A 20004-nucleotide genomic window follows, 5' to 3' on the forward strand; every position below is an offset into this window, starting at 1 on the left:
GGGCGTTGGTTCGACTGCGCATCTAAAACAGAATATTTATTCACTGAATTGGTGCAGTCGTATTACTGGGGTAACGATGCACCAATATCACACGTTCACTACATTACTTTCGATATTGAAGCGCGATCTATACCAAATTTTATAGCAAACATCTATATAGTTTAACGGTGTCGCCAGCGGCTAGTTGAAAGTTGCTTTCAAACTGGAATCCCAGTTTTTCTAAAAGTTGACTGGATGCGAGATTATGGGGCGAGACAATCGCCAGTAATTCTTGCATCGACAGCACCTGTTTCGCGTATTTTAGTAATCCTTGATTCGCTTCATAGGCATAACCCTTGCGTCCAAATTCTGGTAAGTACGCATAGCCAATATCGATACCAGGTAATTCGTCGCGTTGAACCAGGCCGCATAGGCCAATTGCTTGTTGATCTTCTTGTCTTTCCACCAAATAGAGACTAAATCCCAACCGTTCTTGCACATCGCGATGCGCCGTTTGAATTGCATTTTCAGCGTCGGCGATCGTACGTATTCCTTTATCGCGAATATTGTTGATGAAACTAGGATCGTTGACCAAGCGCAGAAAAAAAACGGCATCGCCTGCATTTAAAGTTCGGAGGCGCAGCCGTTCTGTTTCAAAAATAGTTTTTGTTGGATGCAGTGCTTGTGTCATCTATCGCCATTTCTGATGTTATGTGGGAATCGCTATACGTTTTTGAACAGGTTTTGCGCCAGTATATTGCGCCGGATGTAGCTTAAACACGGCAACCGCTTGTGATAAAGCATGGGCTTGTTCTTGCATACTTTCTGCTGCTGCGGCAGCTTGTTCTACGAGAGCTGCATTTTGCTGCGTCATTTCGTCGATATGAGTAATCGCTAAATTGACTTCTTCAATGCCAGCACTTTGTTCTTGACTCGCCGCAGTGATTTCCGCCATCAGATCCGCTAGGTATTTCACTGATGAGACTATCTCATCCATCGTATTTCCGGCATCATAGACTAAGCGTGCGCCATCATCGACTTTGGTCACAGAATCGTTAATAAGTTCCTTAATTTCTTTCGCAGCTCCGGCGGAGCGTTGCGCTAAGCTTCTAACTTCAGAAGCAACCACGGCAAAGCCTCGACCTTGTTCGCCAGCGCGCGCCGCTTCCACCGCCGCATTCAAGGCAAGAATATTGGTTTGAAATGCGATGCCATCTATCACACCAATAATGTCGACAATTTTCTTTGAACTATCTTTGATTGAATTCATCGTGTGAACTACATTGCCGACGACTTCCCCGCCTTTTTTCGCGACATCAGAGGCTTTCAATGCCATCGCATTTGCTTGCCTAGCATTATCCGCATTTTGTTTGACGGTTGATGTTAGTTCTTCCATGGAAGAAGCAGTTTCCTCTAAAGACCCAGCTTGCGACTCGGTGCGAGAAGAGAGATCGGCATTACCTGCTGCGATTTCGCTCGAAGCAGTTGCAATCGTCTCCACACTTTGATTCACTGTTTGAATCGTTTGAACCAAGTTTTGATTCATATGTTCGAGTGCATCGAGTAAAACGCCGGTCTCATCTTCTGCGTTTTTCTCGAAGCTAGCGGTTAAATCGCCATTGCCGACGCGTGTTGCAATATCAATTGCTTCGTTGAGTGGAACCGTGATTGAGCGGGTGATCCAATATGCTAAGAAAGCGCAAACTGTCGTTGCTAAAATGCCGGTGATAATCATCATTTTGATTGACCAGCTCACATCAGCTTTTACTGCTGCTTCTTCTTTCTCTAATTGTTTGCGTTCATAATCGACGACCGCTTTCATGTCCATCGTTGCTTTGGAGAGCGCTGGAAACACGACATTATTCATTTGATTTTCTGCTGCTTCAATATCATCCAGCTCCAGTGCATCGGCGGCTTTGGTAAAAGATGCGACAAATGCCACCCGTGATTTGGTTGCTGTTTCAATCAAGGTTTTTCTTTCGGAATCATTGCCTTGTTTCGCTAATTTTTCGAGTAGCTGTCCTATGGTTTTCTTATTCGCGTCAATGATTTGGTATTGTTCTTTGCGTACATTTTGATCGCGCGTCAGAAATAAAGATGAAACACGGCGGCCATTTTCTTGCATCAGGCGGGCAACTTCGAGGGAGATCTCGACACCACTTACATTTTGATCCAGCATCGTCGAAGTTTGTTTTTCTATATCAGTTAGACGATTTGAATTAAATGCGCTCATCACTAACATTATGAATAACAACATACCAAAACCCAGCCATAGGCGCGTACGAATCTTGAATGAATTCAAATGCATTTGATGCCTCCTAAACTTAGATTGAAATAGAAGTGATTTGTAGAAATTACGGCACAATCAAATTTCTTTAAGGCTTTAGTGCATCATTTGGGCAAAATAGAGATGCCTGCACGTAATAAATCATACACAGACTTCAACCTTTCTAAAATTAATTTATTGTCGGGATCACTGAAAACCAACAAAGCTACACTGTAAAATGGCGAAATTGTCGTTGCTCTTGCATAGCGTACGCGACGCCCTCGTCAGATTTATTTTATTGAAATTAAAAGATATGAAATTAGCTACATTAAAAGATGGTACTCGCGACGGACAATTAATCGTTGTATCGCGAGATCTGAAAACCGCGCAAATCGCGGACGGAATTGCTGCGACCTTACAGCATGCTTTAGATGACTGGAATTTCATCGCCCCTCAATTAAATGAAGTATACGAACGCTTGAATGCTGGTCGCGGTATCAATAGTTTTGATTTTGATCCCCAAAATTGTATGGCGCCCTTGCCACGCGCATTTCAATGGGCAGATGGTTCTTCCTACGTCAACCATGTGGAATTGGTGAGAAAGGCGCGCAATGCTGAAATGCCTGAGAGTTTCTGGCACGATCCTTTGATGTACCAAGGCGGAAGCGATGATTTTATTGGTCCGATGGACGATATTGAATTAATTTCAGAAGAATGGGGCATCGATTTTGAAAGCGAAATCGCGGTGATTACCGGTGATGTTCCGATGGGGGTGAAGGTGCAACATGCAAGTGAGCATATTCGTTTGCTGATGTTGGTAAATGATGTTTCGCTACGCAATTTGATTCCGGCTGAACTGGCAAAAGGATTTGGATTTTTTCAATCGAAACCGGCATCGAGTTTTTCACCGGTTGCAGTGACACCAGATGAATTGGGCGAAGCTTGGAAAGATGGCAAAGTTCATTTGCCACTACGCTCAACTTGGAACGACAACTTGGTTGGTCAACCGAATGCGGGCGTTGATATGGTATTTTCTTTTCCGCAGTTAATTACGCATTTGTGTAAGACACGCAATGCACGTGCCGGTACGATTATTGGTTCAGGCACGGTATCTAACAAAGATCCGAAAAAAGGTTATAGCTGCATCGCTGAGAAGCGCGCCTTGGAAATGATCGCGAATGGCGAGGCTAGTACAGCGTTCATGAAATTTGGCGATAAGATTCGGATTGAAATGCTCGATAAAAACGGCAAGTCGATTTTTGGTGCGATCGAACAAAGCGTGGTTGAGTACACAAAAAACTGAAGAATCGCGGTTTTTTGAATAGGAAATGGATTTTTTCTAGAAAATCGATCCTTGAGTCTATATACTGTCTAAGTTATATAAACTGAATAAAGTTAATATTTATCGTATAAAGAATTAAGTCTTTTTATCCGATAAGCAGTGATTCAACAACGATCCAAAAGCGATCATTTACTTTATTCTGACTCAAGGATGCCTGCATGAACTTACATCAATTGCGCTTCGTACGCGAAGCGGTCAGACAGAATTTCAACTTAACTGAGGCTGCCAAGGCGCTGTTTACTTCGCAACCCGGTGTATCTAAGGCGATTATTGAGCTAGAAGAGGAGTTGGGCGTTGATATTTTTGCGCGACATGGCAAGCGTATCCGTGGCTTGACTGAGCCTGGTCGCGCGGTGTTGAAGTCGGTAGAAATGATCATGCAAGAAATTGATGGTTTAAAGCGCATCGGTAAAGAGTTTGCTGCGCAAGATAGCGGTAGTTTTACGATTGCGACGACGCATACACAAGCGCGTTATGCATTGCCTAAACTTGTGCAAGCATTCATGCAGAAATATCCGAAAGTACGTTTGTCGCTATTGCAAGGAAGTCCAAAACAAATTGCAGAAATGGTGATGCGTGATCAAGCTGATATTGCAATCGCCACAGAGGCAATTACGAGTGTCGATGGTTTGGTATCCATGCCTTGTTATCAATGGGAGCACGTGGTGGTGGTGACGCCCGATCATCCTTTGATGAAATTGAAATCGATCACGCTAGAAGATATTGCCAAGTATCCTTTGATTACTTACGACGCTGCATTTGCGGGGCGCAGCAAAATTGATCACGCGTTCGAAGTGCGTCATCTAAAGCCCGATGTCTTGTTAGAAGCGATTGATGCAGACGTGATTAAAACCTATGTCGAACTTGGTATGGGCGTTGGCATCATTGCTGGAATGGCGTTTGATCCGGAACGCGATCAAAATTTACGCACAATATCTGTCGGCCATTTGTTTGGAATGAATGTTTCGCGTGTCGCGGTTAGACAGGGCGCTTATTTGCGCACCTATATGTACACGTTTATAGAAATGCTGTCACCGACCATGAATCGCAAATTGATCGATCAAGTCATGCAAGGTGGTAAAGATAGTTACGATCTTTAAATAATGATGAGATCGACCCACATAAAAATTTTAATTTATTGTAATCCTGAAAGAATGAAATGAAGCGTGAAGCATTAGCTGAATATTATGCGCAATGCGCTGAAAGCTTTGATGAAAAATATCAAGAACCAGATCTAGAGGAAGACGCTTATGCTGCTGCGGAACATGTCGCTGAAGCACTCGCTGATCGCGATGTGTTGGAACTGGGATGTGGCTCTGGATTTTGGACGCAACATATTGCAGAAACGGCGAAGTCCGTATTTGCAACCGATATCAATGAAGTGATGTTGGAACTGGCGCAAGATCACGATTATCCAGAAGATAAAGTAAGGTTCGCGATCGCAGATTGGCATGACTTGCAATTGCCAGTTGAGCAGAAATTCAATGCTTGTTTTGCTGCTGGTATGTGGTCACACGTTCGTCGCGATGAATATGAATCTGTATTTAAAAATATCCGTAAAGCGATTGGAAACGGTGGTTTGGTGGTACTGATCGACGACAATATTGTCGAAGATTTTACCGCGCCAACAGCGCGCACTGATAGTGATGGTAATACCTATCAGATTCGTGAATTGCCTGATGGTACGCGCGTCGAAGTGATTAAGAATTTCCCTACCGATAGTTATTTGAAGAAAAAATTTGCAAGCATTGCACGCGATATTCGTGTTAGCCGTAATGAATTTTTTTGGATGCTGACTTGCGTGTTGAAATAAGGATTAATTAAAAATGACGCTGCAAATTTGTACTGAAAAAATTAGAGTAAAGCTTGGCGAAGAGAGTAGCTTAAATGCGCGACTTAAGTTTGATTGTGGTGCAGATGGCGTGATATTTGTTGATGCGATCGCCCGTCCGCATCAGGTTGATAACCAGGACCGTGATGCAGACTGCACAGTAAGTCTCGCGCTTGACGACTTAGTTGCGCTATTGGCTGGAGAGTTAAATCCAGTAAGTGGATTTATGAGTGGCAAGCTTAAATTAGCAGGCGATATGAGTATCGCGATGCGACTGCAAAAAGTCGTTTGAGATAGCTCTCATTATGGTGACGCAAGAGATTCCATCAACCAAGCAGTCAACCAAGCAGTTTCGAATTCAACTCGTTAAGCAAGGAATTGAGTTTAGCTGTGCAACGAACGAAACAATCTTGCAGGCAGCATTAAGACATGGAGTGATCATCGCGAATTCATGTCGCAACGGAAGTTGCCGAACTTGCTTGTGCCGACTGCAAACTGGAAAAGTGAATTATGTGGTGGAATGGCCAGGGTTGAGCTTTGACGAAAAACTAGATGGCTACATTTTGCCTTGTGTCGCAACGCCTTTAAGTTCCTTGATTATCGATGAACTTGTGCTGAGCTCTTTGTAAATCGAATGTGCATTAGCATGCGCCGATAGCTTTGTGATTGATGCTTGGGTAGGCTGATTAATCTGAACGAAAACTATCGGCGATGAAATGAAATCGAGATTGATTTTGGGTTTATTGTAACTGCGCGTTTTTACAAGTTCTGAGTTCCCCTGACTTTTTATCCCAACATGCGCTACTTGCTTCTGGGATTGGACTAGGAATACCTTCCTTGTTCAGCTTAGCCATTCTTGTATCCCAGGCCTTGACGCCATGTTGATCAATATGAAGCCGAATAGCCCAGCCTAAGGTTTGCGCCTCGTTATCAACGGCATCAATCATGAAATTGCCTATGCTATAAATAATTGGCTTGCCTTTGTAGGTTTCGGTATCTTGGATTACATGCGGATGGCCACCAATCACGGCATCAGCACCCGCATCAATCATGATTCGCGCTAATTCACGTTGACGTTTATTTGCTGTCATTTCGTTTTCCCAGCCCCAGTGCATAAAGGGGATTACAATGTCTGCACGATATTGTTGACGGGCTGCCTTAATGTCGGCGATCACTTGTTCATCCTCACTCCATGCCACACCGGCTTTGTTGACGTTCGCCTCAAAACTGCGCGGCATAAATTCATCGTAGCCTAACAAGGCGATGCGTAAACCATTCCGCTCAATAATGTGCGGACGATGTGCCTCGCTCAGATTATTCCCGCCACCAAAATAGGACATCTTTTGTGTATTTAGTAGTGTCAACATTTCGCTAAAAGCAGCTGGTCCATAATCACCCGAATGATTGTTCGCAATTGAAATCGCATCGAAGTATTTCTTTAAGAGAGGAATAACACGTGGATGGGCGCGAAATGTGAAGTTTTTCTCTGAGGCTTTTCCTATTGTGGCAATCACACATTCTAAATTGCCTACGCGAATATCCGCACTTTGAAATATTTTTTCAAATGCCGCGAACGGGTCTTGTCCTTGTTCGATGGCTTTACCGGGCAAATCGTCCAACACCATATCGCCAACAAACAAGATGCTCACTTGCTTGGTTGGCTTAGTTGTCGCCTTTGTTGTCGATGTATCGTTTTGTGCGAAGCATGGAATCGCCATACCGCAAATGACGGTGATGATTAGTTGTTGAATTAAGTTTTTCATTGTTGACGCAATCCTAGAAAGCACTGATATTGCAATTCTCGCTCGACTTCTCCCGCATATAGATAATTGATGGGAGTCAGCGCTCGCATCTTGCGTCCAATTTGAATGGGATCTTTATAAGTCGCTTGATGGATAGGTACATCTGCATCTCGCCCTTGTAAGTAGGCATACAGTTTGATGTAGTTCAGCTTTTTATGATCGCCTATCATTACAGCCTTAAAACTAAAGCGACCCCCGATATCGTGAATTGGCGCCACATAAGGATCCGTACTAACACTGGTCTCGACTATTTGTGTACTGCCAGCATATGTAACATTACAGCGCAATAAGGCTTGGTTTTTTGAAGCAGTGGCCTGAGCGACAGGTAAATTGGCGAGCAGCAAAATCGGTAAAAGCACAGCTAGCCTCAATTGGCGATACTTGGGTTGGCTTTTCATATTTTTTGGAAAGAGTCAAACGAGGCGCTAGTGTAGAGGTCTGCTATAAAAAAAACTAGTATCAAACTTTCGTTTGCTCAGAGCAGAGTGAAGCTCTTTTTGGAGAATGGTCGATTCGATCAGGAAATTGTCGAAATACGTTGAAAACACCTCGAAATTTGCTACTTTCAATTTAAAATTTACTTTCCAGAGAAATTGTGCGTATAATCGGGGCTATCGTTGAGATTCTAGGTAGTAGTGCAGTATCAGTCTGTCATTTCTTGCTTGGTTGAAACGATTTATCGGGCAACTGCCCACATTAACTGAAATAGGAAATTGTAATGGCAACAGGTATTGTAAAATGGTTTAATGATTCTAAAGGTTTTGGCTTCATTACTCCTGACGAAGGCGGCGAAGATTTGTTCGCACATTTCTCAGCAATCGTATCTCAAGGCTTCAAGTCTTTGAAAGAAAACCAACGTGTTTCTTTCGACGTGACTACAGGTCCTAAAGGCAAACAAGCTTCAAACATTCAAGCTATCTAATTTGATAACTTGTATGACTTGTTAAAGTCGCAAAATGAAAACCCGACCATTTGGTCGGGTTTTTTTTTGTTGCTTTCTTTTAATTTGCATTATTTTTCAATTGAATATAGGCAATATCTCTTTCGAATTGATCGAAAGCTATCTATACTGAGCTTATGCTAAATCAATATTGATTTTCAGCAACTACGTTATTCTGAAAGAATGCATGTCCATTCTTTCACATACATTTATTTGGAGACAAGCGTATGTTTAATGTCACGATTAGGTTTAGATTGATCGCCACGATGGCCGTCATGGGAATTATGCTGGTCGTCGGTGGTTTGATGGGTATTTGGGGCGTTAAAAATAGCAATGCAATCATTAGTGAATTGTTTGCGAATCAAATGCCGTCAATGCAACATTTGGCCGATTCACGGGTCACTTATTTGCGTGCTCGCGTCTTGCTTGATCGTGCGATTGCCCATCCAGAATTGCCAAATCATGCAGAAACCTTGAAACGTATCGATGGATACCTCGTTGACGCGAATGATGATTGGAATAAATACCTTAAATTGCCAATGACGGAAGAAGAGAAAATTGTTGTTGGAGAAGCCAAGGAATTGTTAGATAAATTTTTGAAAGAAGGATTTTTGCCAACCTTAGCGGCAGTGAAAGCAGGCAATTCTGAGGCTGCAGATAAGATTAATGCAGGTGCAATGGGTAAGTTGTATGAGAACTACTCCCAGAAGATTATCAAACTAGAGTCAATCCAATTTGCGATGGCAGAAGCGCAACTTAAGGCAAGCCAAAACGCATTTAAGGTTTTTATGTGGGTTGATATTGCTGGGGTGCTTGCTGGATTAGTTGCAGTTTCTATTTCTGCGTATTTCTTGCTAGCTGCGATTTCTCATCCTTTACATTTTGTATTAAATCAGTTTGAGGCAATTGGCAACGGTGATTTGTCTACGCAAATTAAAGCGAAATCAAATGACGAGATGGGGCAGTTGCTTACCGGTCTCGAAAATATGCGTCAAAACCTAGTGCAGACCGTAACAATTGTACGACAAGGTAGTTCTTCGATTGCTGTGTCATCGGGAGAAATCGCAACAGGTAACATGGATCTATCCGCCAGAACTGAGAACCAAGCAGCTAGCTTAGAGGAAACCGCATCTTCGATGGAGGAATTGACTTCTACGGTTCAACAAAATGCGGACAATGCACGTCAAGCAAATACGCTTGCTTTGAAGGCTTCTGGCGTTGCAAGCAAAGGAGGTCAAGTAGTTGGTGATGTTGTCCATACCATGAATTCGATCAAGGATAGCTCGAAGAAGATTGTCGATATTATTGGCGTTATCGATGGAATCGCGTTCCAAACCAATATTCTGGCGTTGAACGCTGCGGTTGAGGCTGCCCGTGCGGGTGAACAAGGTCGAGGCTTTGCGGTAGTCGCTTCTGAAGTACGTAGTTTGGCACAGCGCTCTGCAAGTGCCGCAAAAGAAATTAAAGAGTTAATCAATGATTCTGTAAGTAAAGTAGAAACTGGCTCACGCTTAGTTGACGATGCTGGACATACCATGGATGAGATTGTTGTCTCAATTAAAGGTGTGGCCGATATCATGGCGGAGATCACCGCCGCTAGTGCTGAACAGAGTGATGGTATCGCACAAGTAAATATCGCGATTACAAAGATGGATGAAGCGGTTCAACAAAATGCCGCGTTAGTGGAAGAGGCGGCGGCTGCAGCCGGAAGTATGCAAGAGCAGGCGAATAACTTGAATCAAGCGGTCAGCATTTTCAAGCTTAGTGAAAACGATAGAAGCCAGCACTATATGGCTGAATCCTCTGCACCGAAACCAGCAGCGAAGAAACCAGTTGTAAAGAAAGCGGCAGTTAAATCCTTACCAAATCAAAGTTCTTCATCCTCGTTTAAGAGTAAGCAAGAGAGTTCCGATCAAGATTGGGAAGAGTTTTAATTGTTAGTGGATGTGATTTAGTTTGAAAACAAAGGCGACTCATAGTCGCCTTTGTTTTTTTCGATAACGCATGTTGACTAATTCTAACTAATGCTAGCTAGCTCGAATCCCAGCATAGTACAGCACTGCACAGCAGCTTAGATCTTGTGCTGCCAATAATTCGGTTTGGCATACGCGGCTCGCAAAAAATCCACAAACGCGCGTATGCGTAAGGGTAAGTGACGACGCTGCGCAAAGATCGCGTATATATCGTTGCCTGGTGCATTGTATTCGTCTAAGACAGTGACCAATTTGCCGGTTTCGATCTCACTGCCAACTTCCCACATTGAGCGCCACGCGAGCCCTTTGCCAGACAAGGCCCAGTCATGCAACACCGCACCATCATTGCAAACCATATTGCCTTCTACTTTGCGCAACACATTTTTTCCATTTTCTCGAAAAGTCCAACCGCGTTGGCTACCATCGCTGCTAAATGTCAGGCAATTGTGGTGGTGCAAATCATCCAAGGTCTGCGGACGACCATGACGTTTGATGTAGTCAGGTGAGGCTACGACCACGCGCTTATTGTCTGCTAGCTTGACGCCGATGAGACTCGAATCCGTTAAAGTTGCAATACGAATCGCAACGTCCACACCTTCGCCAATCAGATCAACTACGCGGTCGTTGAGGTTCAAGGTCAGCTTCACTTCTTTGTGTTCTGCTAGGAAGCTAGGAATCAAAGGCGCCACATGTTGCCGTCCAAATCCTGCGGGAGCGGAGATCGTCAATTGACCACTCGCTTTTGCGCTGCGTTCAGAAACCGATGTTTCTGCTTCTTCTAGTTCTGCCAAAATACGTTGGCAGTCTTCGAGAAATGCTGCACCTTCGATCGTGAGTGCGATTTTGCGAGTAGTGCGTTGCAAAAGCTTCACATCGAGCCTTTCCTCTAAAGCATCGAGTCGTCGACCTATCATTGCAGGTGCGACTCCTTCGGCACGTGCGGCGGCAGATAAACTGCCACGGGTAGCAACTTCAGCAAAGGTCGAAATCTGTTTAAATTGGTCCATCTTTAAGTCTCCACCATACGCAATTCTTCTATGAGAAATTGACTAATCTGATTGAATTGAATTTCCGCACGCGTATTCGAATATCCGTTATTGGTGTATCGAAGTGCGTTTATTTTTGTAGTGAGTGCGTGCCAAATTAAGCTAGTCTTTTAACTAATAGTAACAATAAATTGTTGATATTGGATTATTTGTGATTAAAAGTTAAAAATACTGTGATAAAACGAGGCATTATGTACACATAGATGTTGAATATACTTTGATTTAACTATTCATTTGCATCTAAATCTGCCTTAAATTTTTTATTTTTTTAAGTTTTTTATGAATTTATGACTGTATCAATCATTTCTACTGCGAAAAATCGCTATTGAAGAATAAATTGTGCGCTGCAATGATTGAACCGTATTTCCACTGCTTATTTACTACTAATTTTGTTGATTATTTTTATAGGTGAGCCACTATGACACAACTGACATTACCTGCCGGTATGGAAATTACAGGCGCAATCAAGCCTGGTTTTGAGCAAATTTTGACGCTAGATGCCTTAGATTTGGTCGCCAAATTAAGCCGCCAATTTGAAACGCGTAGGCAAGAATTGTTAGGCACGCGCGCTGCTCGCGCTGCGCGTATGGACGCGGGTGAACGACCAGACTTTCTTCCTGAAACCGCGCATATTCGTAATGGTGATTGGACAATTGCGCCAATTCCCAAAGCCTTGGAATGCCGTCGTGTTGAAATCACCGGTCCTGTTGAGCGCAAGATGATTATCAATGCCTTAAATTCTGGCGCGGATAGTTATATGACCGATTTTGAGGATTCCAATACACCTAATTGGGATAATCAAATTACTGGTCAGATCAATTTGCGTGATGCCGTGCGTCGTACGATTAACCTAGAACAAAATGGCAAAAGTTATCAGCTCAATGACAAGATCGCGACTTTAGTTGTGCGTCCGCGCGGCTGGCATTTAGATGAAAAGCATGTACTAGTTGATGGTAAGCGAGTGTCTGGCGGCATCTTTGATTTTGCCTTGTTTATGTTTCATAATGCTAAGGAGCAAATCGCACGTGGCGCTGGTCCATTTTTCTATTTGCCTAAAATGGAATCACATTTAGAAGCGCGCTTGTGGAATGATATTTTCGTGATGACACAAAACGAACTTGGTTTGCCACAAGGGACGATTAAAGCGACCGTCTTGATTGAAACCATCGTCGCTGCATTTGAGATGGATGAAATTTTATATGAGCTGCGTGAACATAGTTCTGGTTTGAACGCAGGCCGTTGGGATTACATTTTCTCATGCATCAAAAAGTTTAAAAATGACGGCGATTTCTGTTTAGCAGATCGTGCAAAAGTAACGATGACGGCACCGTTCATGCGTTCTTATGCCTTGTTATTATTGAAGACTTGCCACCAACGTAATGCACCAGCAATTGGCGGAATGGCAGCTTTAATCCCGATTAAAAACGATCCTGAAAAAAATGAAGTTGCGATGGCAGGCGTACGTAACGACAAGGCACGTGATGCGACCGATGGTTACGATGGTGGCTGGGTGGCACATCCTGGTTTGGTTGATTTGGCGATGGCGGAGTTTAAGAAAGTTTTAGGCGATGCGCCCAATCAAATTACAAAAAAACGCCCCGACGTCGTCGTGAGTGCGCAAGATTTGCTCAATTTCCAACCAGAAACACCGATCACCGAAGCTGGTTTGCGTTACAACATTAATGTCGGTATTCATTATCTTGGCGCGTGGTTAGCGGGTAATGGTTGCGTACCAATTCATAACTTGATGGAAGATGCAGCAACTGCCGAAATTAGTCGCTCGCAAGTCTGGCAATGGATACGTTCCGCCAAAGGCGTGCTGGAAGATGGTCGTAAGATTACTGCTGCGATGGTGCGCGAAATGATAGTGGAGGAGTTGGTGAAGGTAAAGCAGTCAGTCGGTGAAGGTGCAACTTACGATAAAGCTGCGCAGATTTTCGAAGAAATGTCGACTTCGGCTGACTTTGCAGAATTTTTGACTTTGCCTTTGTACGAAGAAATTTAAGTTGTGATGTGAGGAGATTGCGCCGACAAGATTGATTAGATCGTAGTACGGTGCAGCAAGTTAGCAGAAACAATTGGACACCAGTGATAGTCGTAATTGCTCCGATTGATTCAGTTAACCAATAAAAAAGCGAGCTTAGTTTACGCGAAGCTCGCTTTTCATTTTTTGGGTGTGCTGTGTACTTTACTCGCTCGGTGGCACATAACCTTGCGCTGCATCTGCACCATCACCAAAGAAATGCTTTTCCATTTGTGTCGCCAAATACTTGCGAGCACGTGTGTCGGCGAGATTCAAACGATTTTCATTGACCAACATGGTTTGATGTTTCAACCACGCAGCCCACGCTTCTTTTGACACATTTTCAAAAATCTTTTTACCCAATTCACCTGGATAAGTTGGAAAGTCTAGGCCTTCAGCTTCTTTATCTAATTTAATGCAGTGGACCATGCGGGCCATAATCGGTACTCCTTTAATGATTCAAATTCTAGGGGATAAGCCTTGATTATACGTTTGATTTTTAAATCTAGTTGGCAAGCATGCTTATAGTTGCTTGATTAAGACCAAGGATTTGCGCTGCCAGTTGTACATTTTTTGTCGATCTTTTGGCAAATCATCGACAGTAGCTTGGACAAATCCACGCTTTAAGAACCAATGTGCTGTGCGAGTCGTTAACACAAACAAAGAGTGGAATCCAGCACGACGGGCGCGTTTTTCCATATGTTTCAAGATACGTTCGCCATCGCCTTGGCTCTGCACATCGGGATTCACCGTGAGACAAGCCATTTCGCCCATTTTGTCGAAGGGGAAGGGGTACAACGCCGCGCAGCCAAAGATCACGCCATCATGCTCGATGACGGAGAAGTAATTAATTTCGCGTTCAATTAATTCACGTCCACGTTTGACCAAGGTGCCATCGGCTTCAAGCGGTTCGATCAATTTAATAATGCCACCAACATCTTCAATTGTCGCTTCACGCAAGCTTTCGAGGTTTTCTGTGGAGACCATGGTGCCGACGCCATCATGCGTGAACAATTCAAGCAGGGCGGAGCCATCAATCTTATAAGGCACGATGTGAATACGTGGGACGCCGCCGCGTGAGGCTTTGACCGCATGTTCGAGATAAAAGCTAGCGTCAGAAGCTAGGTACTTCTTCTCAAGTTCTGCTTCCGCTTGTTTATACGATAATTCACGAATCTCGTCACCATCTTGATCGACCATCATTGGTGTTTCGGAGATAAAGATGAGTTTATCCGCACGCAAAGCGGTAGCAGCAGAAACCGCTACATCTTCCATCGTCAAATTAAAAGCTTCACCGGTCGGAGAGAATCCTAGTGGCGACAATAACACCAGACTACCCGCATCCAAGATACGGTCGATTGTGTCATACGCGACTTTGCGGGTGGTTCCCGTCAGTTGAAAATCAACCCCATCGACAATCCCGATCGGTTTTGCCGTAACAAAATTGCCAGAAATAATCCGTATCGCCGCGTGTGCCATCGGTGTATTTGGCAAACCTTGGCTGAACGCGGCCTCAATATCTAAGCGTAATTCGCCTGCGGCTTCTTTCGAACATTCCAGTGCAGCAGTATCGGTAATCCGTATACCGTTATGAAAACGGCCTTCGACATTCCGCAGTGCCAATTGCTCGGCGACTTGTGGACGTGAACCATGCACAATCACAATCTTGATTCCGAGCGCGTGCAGTAGCGACAAATCCTGCGCCAAAACGGGCAGGGCGCCAGCCACCACAAGTTCTCCCGGAAACGCGACCACGAAGGTCTTTCCACGGAAGGCATGAATATACGGTGCGACCGAGCGCAGCCAATGAACGAATTGAACAGAATTTTCCATGGACGGATTATAATCGCGTCCGCTATGTCTGATAATAAAACTCCCCAAAAATCACCAAAAAAAATGCCTGCAGACTTGAAGGCTTTGCGTGACAGCCTGCGTCAAGCGGCACAACAACAAGTCAAACCCGCTGGATTTCCTAAAAAGGATAAGCAAGCCAAGCCTGCTGCACCCCAAAGTCATTCAGGAAGTGGTGCTAAAAACACTAGTCAGCCAGGAAATTTGTCGCCGCGGCCAGCCACGCATAAGCATCAGCAAGCGAAGTCGCCACAAGCAAAAAAGACAGAGACTCGACCAGAGCCTAGTCTGCCATTTCGCAACCCACCGCCGGTAATTACTTATCCAGAAGAATTACCGGTCTCGGGCAGACGTGATGAAATCGCTGAAGCGCTCAAAAAACATCAAGTCATTATCGTCTGCGGTGAAACCGGTTCGGGTAAGACCACGCAGCTACCAAAGATTTGTTTGGAATTGGGGCGCGGCCAAAAGGGTTTGATCGGGCATACGCAACCGCGTCGTATAGCGGCATCATCGACTGCGAAACGCATCGCGCAGGAACTCAATTCGCCGTTAGGCGAGCATGTCGGCTTTAAAGTCCGATTCACCGATACTTTGAGCAAAGGCGCATCGGTCAAGCTGATGACCGACGGTATTTTGCTGGCAGAAACGCAGACTGATCCACTGTTACGTCAATACGACACAATCATCATCGATGAAGCGCATGAGCGCAGTTTGAATATCGACTTCTTGCTTGGCTATCTCAAACAGATCTTGCCTAAACGTCGTGATCTCAAAGTCATCATTACTTCAGCGACGATCGATGCGCAAAGATTCGCCAATCATTTTGGTGAACACGGCAAAGCAGCACCAGTGATTGAAGTATCAGGACGTTTGTATCCAGTAGAAGTGCGCTATCGTCCGATACAAGCGGATGAAAAAGACAAAGAACGCGATCTGATGGTAGCGATCACCGACGCAGTCGATGAATTATGTCGATTAGGTTCCGGCGATGTCTTGGTGTTTTTGCCGGGTGAACGCGAAATTCGCGATGCCGCCGAAGCGCTGCGCAAACATCATCCACCGCATGTAGAAATCTTGCCTTTGTTTGCCCGACTGTCGGCACAAGAACAAGAACGTGTGTTCAAAATTTCCAATGCTCGACGTATTGTGTTAGCGACCAACGTGGCAGAAACCTCGCTGACCGTGCCGGGCATACGCTATGTGGTCGATGCAGGTTTGGCACGCGTCAAGCGCTATAGCTATCGTAATAAAGTCGAGCAATTACAAGTCGAAGCGATCGCCCAATCGGCGGCCAATCAGCGTGCAGGTCGTTGCGGTCGTGTCGCTGCAGGTGTGTGTATTCGACTGTATGACGAGCAAGAATTTAAACAACGTGCCGCGTTCACCGAGCCAGAAATTTTGCGCTCATCTTTGGCGTCGGTCATTTTGCGAATGAAGTCTTTACGCTTGACGGATGTTGAAACTTTCCCATTCATCGAACCACCTTTGGGGCGTGCAATCGCCGATGGTTATCAACTCTTGCAAGAGCTGGGTGCGATGGACGACAGCAATCAGTTAACTGCAGTTGGTAAAGAGCTTGCAAAGCTGCCGCTAGATCCCCGCGTAGGCCGCATGATTTTGGCGGCACGAGATAATCAAGCTTTGAGTGAAGTCTTGATTATTGCAGCCGCTTTGTCGGTACAAGACCCACGCGATCGTCCGATGGATGCACAAAGCGCAGCCGACCTAGCGCACAAAAAATTTGCGGATGAAAAATCCGAATTCACGTCCTATCTCAAAATCTGGAAATGGTTTGAAGACGCGATTGAACACAAAAAAAACAATCGTCAATTACAAGACAATTGCCGCAGCAATTTTCTAAGCCAAATGCGTTTGCGTGAATGGCGCGAAGTGCATTCGCAATTGTTGACCATCGTCAAAGAGCAAGGCTGGCGTGTGAATGAAACGCCCGCCACTTATGAGCAATTACACCTTTCCTTGTTGACGGGTTTGCTAGGCAATATCGGTTTTAAGTCGGAAGAAGATACGCACTACTTAGGCGCGCGCGGCATCAAGTTTTATGTGTGGCCAGGTTCTTACTTGGCGAAAAAAGCTGGTAAATGGATCATGGCTGCTGAGTTAGTTGATACCACGCGTTTGTATGGTCGTTGCCTCGCACAGATACAACCTGAATGGTTAGAAAAAGTTGGGGGTCATTTACTCAAAAAATCTTACGGCGAACCACGCTGGGAAAAACGTACGGGACAAGTGTCCGGCTTTGAACGCGCGACCTTGTATGGCTTGGTTGTGTACAGCCAAAGACGCATACAGTATGGCCTGACGCACCCTAAAGAAGCGCGTGAAATTTTTATTCGTGATGCGCTAGTCGAAGGTGATTTCGATACGCGCGCGCCGTTTTTAGCTTTCAATCAAAAACTGATACGCGAGATTGAAAACATCGAACATAAATCACGTCGGCAAGACGTGTTAGTCGATGATCATTTAATCGCCGCGTTCTACGACAAACATTTACCGGCCGATGTCTACAATGCGGTCTTGTTTGAGCAATGGCATAAAGAAGCGACAAAAAATAATCCCAAGCTACTCTATTTAAACAAAGACGAGTTGATGCGGCATGAAGCAGCTGGCGTTACCACCGACTTTTTCCCTAAGCTCATGCAAGTCTCTGGCGTGGGTTTGCAACTGTCGTATCACTTCGAACCGGGTAGTCCGCGCGACGGCGTGACGTTATGGATTCCTTTGTTCTCCTTAAATCAAGTTTCCGCCGAACGTTGCGAATGGCTAGTGCCAGGCATGCTCAAAGAAAAAGTACAGCTATTACTCAAATCACTGCCGCAAAAAATCCGTCGTCATTGTGTTCCTTTACCGGATTACGCAGCCGGATTTTGTGAGCGCAATGAATTTGGTAAAGGCAATTTCTTAGAAACCTTGATCGCCGATATTCGTGAACAAAAAGGTTTGCAATGTCTGAGCACGGATTTTAAATTTGAGCAATTACCCGCGCATCTGACGATGAATTTTAAAATCATCGACGAACACGGACGTCAATTAGAGATGGGCCGTAACCTCGCCACGTTACGTGCCGAATTCGGCTCACAAGCGCGTGAGAGTTTTCAGAAGATTGCCAGTGCTGACAAATTAGCTTTGTTAGATAGCTCTAAATCAGCAGCAACCGAATCCTTAGTTAACCGTCATTCCCGCGAAAGCGGGAATCCAGTGTCGTCAAGTTCAGCAAACACTGCGAGCAAATCGGAAACAAAAGCCCCAGCAATCCAACAAGAAAACTTAACCGCATGGACCTTCGACGAACTACCAGAACTACTCGAAGTCCAACAAGGCAAACAAACCTTAATCGGATACCCAGCCTTAGTCGATAAACAAACGCATTGCCACATCGAAGTCTTTGATGATCCCGACGAAGCTGCACGCGTACATCACGTGGGCTTACGTCGTTTGTTCGCCTTGCAGATGAAAGAGCAAGTCAAGTTCTTAGAAAAGAATATTCCGAGCTTGCAGCAAATGGGCATGCAATTTATGTCGCTAGGTTCACAAGAAGAGTTGCGCGAACAAATCGTCACGGCTGCCTTAGATCGTGCCTTCATGCAATCGCCATTACCGAAAAATTCTGGCGAGTTTAATAAACGCCGCGATGAAGGCAAAGCTAGACTCAATCTACTAGCCAACGAAATAGCGCGTTTAGCAGGCTTAATTTTGGCGGAATATTACAGCCTACCGAAGAAGCTACAAGGCCTAAAAGCGCACGCGCAAGCGGCAGCTGATATGCAACAACAATTGCAAAACTTAGTCACCAAACGCTTCATCGCCGAAGTCGATTTCGCCCAGTTAGCCCATTATCCGCGTTACTTGAAAGCGATCACGGTACGCATGGACAAACTCCGCGCCGATCCTGCCCGTGATGCGAAGTTAATGGCAGAGTGGAACATCGTCGCGCAGCCATGGCAACGTACGCCGCGTCGATCCGGTGTGGATGCTGATCCTAAGTTGATTGAGTTTCGCTGGTTGTTAGAGGAGTTGCGTGTGTCTTTGTTTGCGCAGGAGTTGAAGACGCCTATGCCTGTGTCGGTTAAGAGGTTGCAGAAGGTTTGGGAGAGTTTGTTGCGGTAGGTTTTGGAGTATGTTTCGCGGAGAGATTTATTGGCATTAAATATTCTGGAATTTTAATGAACATGAAAATTGTTACTTGGAATTGTAATGGTGCGTTTAGAAAAAAGTTTCGAGAAGTCGAGAAACTTGATGCTGATCTATACATTATCCAAGAGTGTGAAAATCCAGAGTTCGTCATTGGAGAATTCAAAGACTGGGCAACAAATTATCGTTGGATTGGTACAAATAAAAATCGTGGTTTGGCGATTTTTGCTACTAAAGAAATTGACTTGATAAGCTTAGATTGGGCTAGTAATAACTTGGAGTTATTTCTTCCTGTTCGAATCAATAATTCATTTAATTTAATTGGTGTTTGGACAAAGCAGGCGAACTCTCCAACATTTGCTTATATTGGTCAGCTATGGAAATACCTGAGCTTGCATAAGTCAAAGTTTGCTGAGCCGACTATACTTTGCGGTGATTTTAATAGTAATAAAATTTGGGATGTTTGGGATAGATGGTGGAATCATAGTGATGTGGTTCGTGAGTTAGAGCAAGTCAATATGAGTAGTCTCTATCATCGTGCTACTGGAGAGTTGCAAGGTGAAGAGTCAAAACCAACCTTTTTTCTACAGAAAAAACTCGAAAAGCCATATCACATCGATTACGCATTTGCGACTGATGACCTGTTTGATTGTAATGAGAATGTGGTGGAGTTATTTTCGCCGCAAGAGTGGTTAAAATTTAGTGATCATATTCCGTTGGTTTTTACTATCAACGCTCGCAAAAATTAGACGAAAGTTTCGTAGGGTGGGCAGCTTTTTCTGTCCACGCGGAAATAGTC

At 44.6% G+C, this 20004-nt stretch carries 17 protein-coding genes; 10 read left to right on the top strand and 7 right to left on the bottom strand.

Going from position 1 to position 20004, the window contains the following annotated elements:
- Window positions 1–139: 139 nt before the first annotated feature.
- Complete coding sequence (locus IE103_RS13290) at window positions 140–670, bottom strand: GNAT family N-acetyltransferase (RefSeq protein ID WP_189346611.1); 531 nt, start codon at window positions 668–670, stop codon at window positions 140–142.
- An 18-nt stretch (window positions 671–688) separates the two neighbouring features.
- Window positions 689–2287 (bottom strand): methyl-accepting chemotaxis protein, encoded by a 1599-nt coding sequence (locus IE103_RS18605; RefSeq protein WP_189346612.1) that lies wholly within the window; start codon window positions 2285–2287, stop codon window positions 689–691.
- 271 nt (window positions 2288–2558) lie between these two features.
- Between IE103_RS18605 and IE103_RS13300 the strand changes: the two genes are divergently transcribed.
- The 5 genes from IE103_RS13300 (at window position 2559) to IE103_RS13320 (ending at window position 6047) form a co-directional block, all read left to right on the top strand.
- On the top strand, window positions 2559–3548 hold the full coding sequence (locus IE103_RS13300; protein ID WP_189346613.1) for a fumarylacetoacetate hydrolase family protein: 990 nt from the start codon (window positions 2559–2561) through the stop codon (window positions 3546–3548).
- A 197-nt stretch (window positions 3549–3745) separates the two neighbouring features.
- Window positions 3746–4687 (top strand): CysB family HTH-type transcriptional regulator, encoded by a 942-nt coding sequence (locus IE103_RS13305; protein ID WP_189346614.1) that lies wholly within the window; start codon window positions 3746–3748, stop codon window positions 4685–4687.
- Window positions 4688–4746: 59 nt separating this feature from the next.
- Window positions 4747–5400 carry a class I SAM-dependent methyltransferase gene (locus tag IE103_RS13310; RefSeq protein ID WP_189346615.1) on the top strand — a complete coding sequence of 218 codons (654 nt, stop codon included), beginning with the start codon at window positions 4747–4749 and terminating at the stop codon, window positions 5398–5400.
- Between the two features lie 13 nt (window positions 5401–5413).
- Window positions 5414–5710 (top strand): SCP2 sterol-binding domain-containing protein, encoded by a 297-nt coding sequence (locus IE103_RS13315; protein ID WP_189346616.1) that lies wholly within the window; start codon window positions 5414–5416, stop codon window positions 5708–5710.
- Between the two features lie 13 nt (window positions 5711–5723).
- Complete coding sequence (locus tag IE103_RS13320; protein WP_189346617.1) at window positions 5724–6047, top strand: 2Fe-2S iron-sulfur cluster-binding protein; 324 nt, start codon at window positions 5724–5726, stop codon at window positions 6045–6047.
- 111 nt (window positions 6048–6158) lie between these two features.
- On the opposite strand, the gene IE103_RS13325 is transcribed toward IE103_RS13320, so the two are convergent.
- Both IE103_RS13325 and IE103_RS13330 read right to left on the bottom strand, forming a co-directional pair.
- Complete coding sequence (locus IE103_RS13325) at window positions 6159–7181, bottom strand: CapA family protein (protein ID WP_229827279.1); 1023 nt, start codon at window positions 7179–7181, stop codon at window positions 6159–6161.
- Complete coding sequence (locus tag IE103_RS13330) at window positions 7178–7618, bottom strand: hypothetical protein (protein WP_189346618.1); 441 nt, start codon at window positions 7616–7618, stop codon at window positions 7178–7180. The genes IE103_RS13325 and IE103_RS13330 overlap by 4 nt, the downstream gene beginning before the upstream one ends.
- Window positions 7619–7938: 320 nt before the next feature.
- Between IE103_RS13330 and IE103_RS13335 the strand changes: the two genes are divergently transcribed.
- Together IE103_RS13335 and IE103_RS18610 are read left to right on the top strand one after the other, a co-directional pair.
- Window positions 7939–8142, top strand: a complete 204-nt coding sequence (locus tag IE103_RS13335; RefSeq protein ID WP_186916917.1) for a cold-shock protein — start codon at window positions 7939–7941, stop codon at window positions 8140–8142.
- A gap of 245 nt (window positions 8143–8387) precedes the next feature.
- Entirely contained in the window at window positions 8388–10094 is a 1707-nt protein-coding gene (locus IE103_RS18610) for a methyl-accepting chemotaxis protein (protein WP_189346619.1), read from the top strand.
- 137 nt (window positions 10095–10231) lie between these two features.
- Here IE103_RS18610 and IE103_RS13345 read toward each other — a convergent pair whose 3' ends face one another.
- Window positions 10232–11140 carry a LysR family transcriptional regulator gene (locus IE103_RS13345; RefSeq protein WP_189346620.1) on the bottom strand — a complete coding sequence of 303 codons (909 nt, stop codon included), beginning with the start codon at window positions 11138–11140 and terminating at the stop codon, window positions 10232–10234.
- A 457-nt stretch (window positions 11141–11597) separates the two neighbouring features.
- On the opposite strand from IE103_RS13345, the gene aceB reads away from it, so the two are divergent.
- Window positions 11598–13184, top strand: coding sequence for a malate synthase A (aceB, locus tag IE103_RS13350; protein WP_189346621.1), 1587 nt, complete (start codon window positions 11598–11600; stop codon window positions 13182–13184).
- Window positions 13185–13367: 183 nt separating this feature from the next.
- On the opposite strand, the gene IE103_RS13355 is transcribed toward aceB, so the two are convergent.
- Both IE103_RS13355 and argA read right to left on the bottom strand, forming a co-directional pair.
- The gene (locus IE103_RS13355; protein ID WP_189346622.1) at window positions 13368–13640 is read right to left on the bottom strand and encodes an oxidative damage protection protein; all 273 of its coding nucleotides are present in this window, start codon (window positions 13638–13640) and stop codon (window positions 13368–13370) included.
- A gap of 84 nt (window positions 13641–13724) precedes the next feature.
- Window positions 13725–15035 (bottom strand): amino-acid N-acetyltransferase, encoded by a 1311-nt coding sequence (argA, locus tag IE103_RS13360; RefSeq protein ID WP_189346623.1) that lies wholly within the window; start codon window positions 15033–15035, stop codon window positions 13725–13727.
- A 24-nt stretch (window positions 15036–15059) separates the two neighbouring features.
- Here argA and hrpA point away from each other — a divergent pair, with 24 nt between their 5' ends.
- Together hrpA and IE103_RS13370 are read left to right on the top strand one after the other, a co-directional pair.
- Window positions 15060–19181, top strand: a complete 4122-nt coding sequence (hrpA, locus tag IE103_RS13365) for an ATP-dependent RNA helicase HrpA (protein WP_373295243.1) — start codon at window positions 15060–15062, stop codon at window positions 19179–19181.
- Window positions 19182–19237: 56 nt separating this feature from the next.
- Window positions 19238–19954: an endonuclease/exonuclease/phosphatase family protein gene (locus tag IE103_RS13370; RefSeq protein ID WP_229827280.1), complete on the top strand. Its 717-nt coding sequence runs from the start codon at window positions 19238–19240 to the stop codon at window positions 19952–19954.
- The last annotated feature ends 50 nt before the right edge of the window (window positions 19955–20004 follow it).

It is taken from the genome of Affinundibacterium macrobrachii (assembly GCF_014652415.1).
Lineage (GTDB): Bacteria > Pseudomonadota > Gammaproteobacteria > Burkholderiales > Burkholderiaceae_D > Undibacterium > Undibacterium macrobrachii.

What these genes read in the sequence shown, in the direction of transcription:
- IE103_RS13290 (WP_189346611.1), bottom strand. Translation starts at nt 670, where the DNA reads ATGACACAAGCACTGCATCCAACAAAAACTATTTTTGAAACAGAACGG.
- IE103_RS18605 (WP_189346612.1), bottom strand. Translation starts at nt 2,287, where the DNA reads ATGCATTTGAATTCATTCAAGATTCGTACGCGCCTATGGCTGGGTTTT.
- IE103_RS13300 (WP_189346613.1), top strand. Translation starts at nt 2,559, where the DNA reads ATGAAATTAGCTACATTAAAAGATGGTACTCGCGACGGACAATTAATC.
- IE103_RS13305 (WP_189346614.1), top strand. Translation starts at nt 3,746, where the DNA reads ATGAACTTACATCAATTGCGCTTCGTACGCGAAGCGGTCAGACAGAAT.
- IE103_RS13310 (WP_189346615.1), top strand. Translation starts at nt 4,747, where the DNA reads ATGAAGCGTGAAGCATTAGCTGAATATTATGCGCAATGCGCTGAAAGC.
- IE103_RS13315 (WP_189346616.1), top strand. Translation starts at nt 5,414, where the DNA reads ATGACGCTGCAAATTTGTACTGAAAAAATTAGAGTAAAGCTTGGCGAA.
- IE103_RS13320 (WP_189346617.1), top strand. Translation starts at nt 5,724, where the DNA reads ATGGTGACGCAAGAGATTCCATCAACCAAGCAGTCAACCAAGCAGTTT.
- IE103_RS13325 (WP_229827279.1), bottom strand. Translation starts at nt 7,181, where the DNA reads ATGAAAAACTTAATTCAACAACTAATCATCACCGTCATTTGCGGTATG.
- IE103_RS13330 (WP_189346618.1), bottom strand. Translation starts at nt 7,618, where the DNA reads ATGAAAAGCCAACCCAAGTATCGCCAATTGAGGCTAGCTGTGCTTTTA.
- IE103_RS13335 (WP_186916917.1), top strand. Translation starts at nt 7,939, where the DNA reads ATGGCAACAGGTATTGTAAAATGGTTTAATGATTCTAAAGGTTTTGGC.
- IE103_RS18610 (WP_189346619.1), top strand. Translation starts at nt 8,388, where the DNA reads ATGTTTAATGTCACGATTAGGTTTAGATTGATCGCCACGATGGCCGTC.
- IE103_RS13345 (WP_189346620.1), bottom strand. Translation starts at nt 11,140, where the DNA reads ATGGACCAATTTAAACAGATTTCGACCTTTGCTGAAGTTGCTACCCGT.
- aceB (WP_189346621.1), top strand. Translation starts at nt 11,598, where the DNA reads ATGACACAACTGACATTACCTGCCGGTATGGAAATTACAGGCGCAATC.
- IE103_RS13355 (WP_189346622.1), bottom strand. Translation starts at nt 13,640, where the DNA reads ATGGCCCGCATGGTCCACTGCATTAAATTAGATAAAGAAGCTGAAGGC.
- argA (WP_189346623.1), bottom strand. Translation starts at nt 15,035, where the DNA reads ATGGAAAATTCTGTTCAATTCGTTCATTGGCTGCGCTCGGTCGCACCG.
- hrpA (WP_373295243.1), top strand. Translation starts at nt 15,060, where the DNA reads ATGTCTGATAATAAAACTCCCCAAAAATCACCAAAAAAAATGCCTGCA.
- IE103_RS13370 (WP_229827280.1), top strand. Translation starts at nt 19,238, where the DNA reads ATGAACATGAAAATTGTTACTTGGAATTGTAATGGTGCGTTTAGAAAA.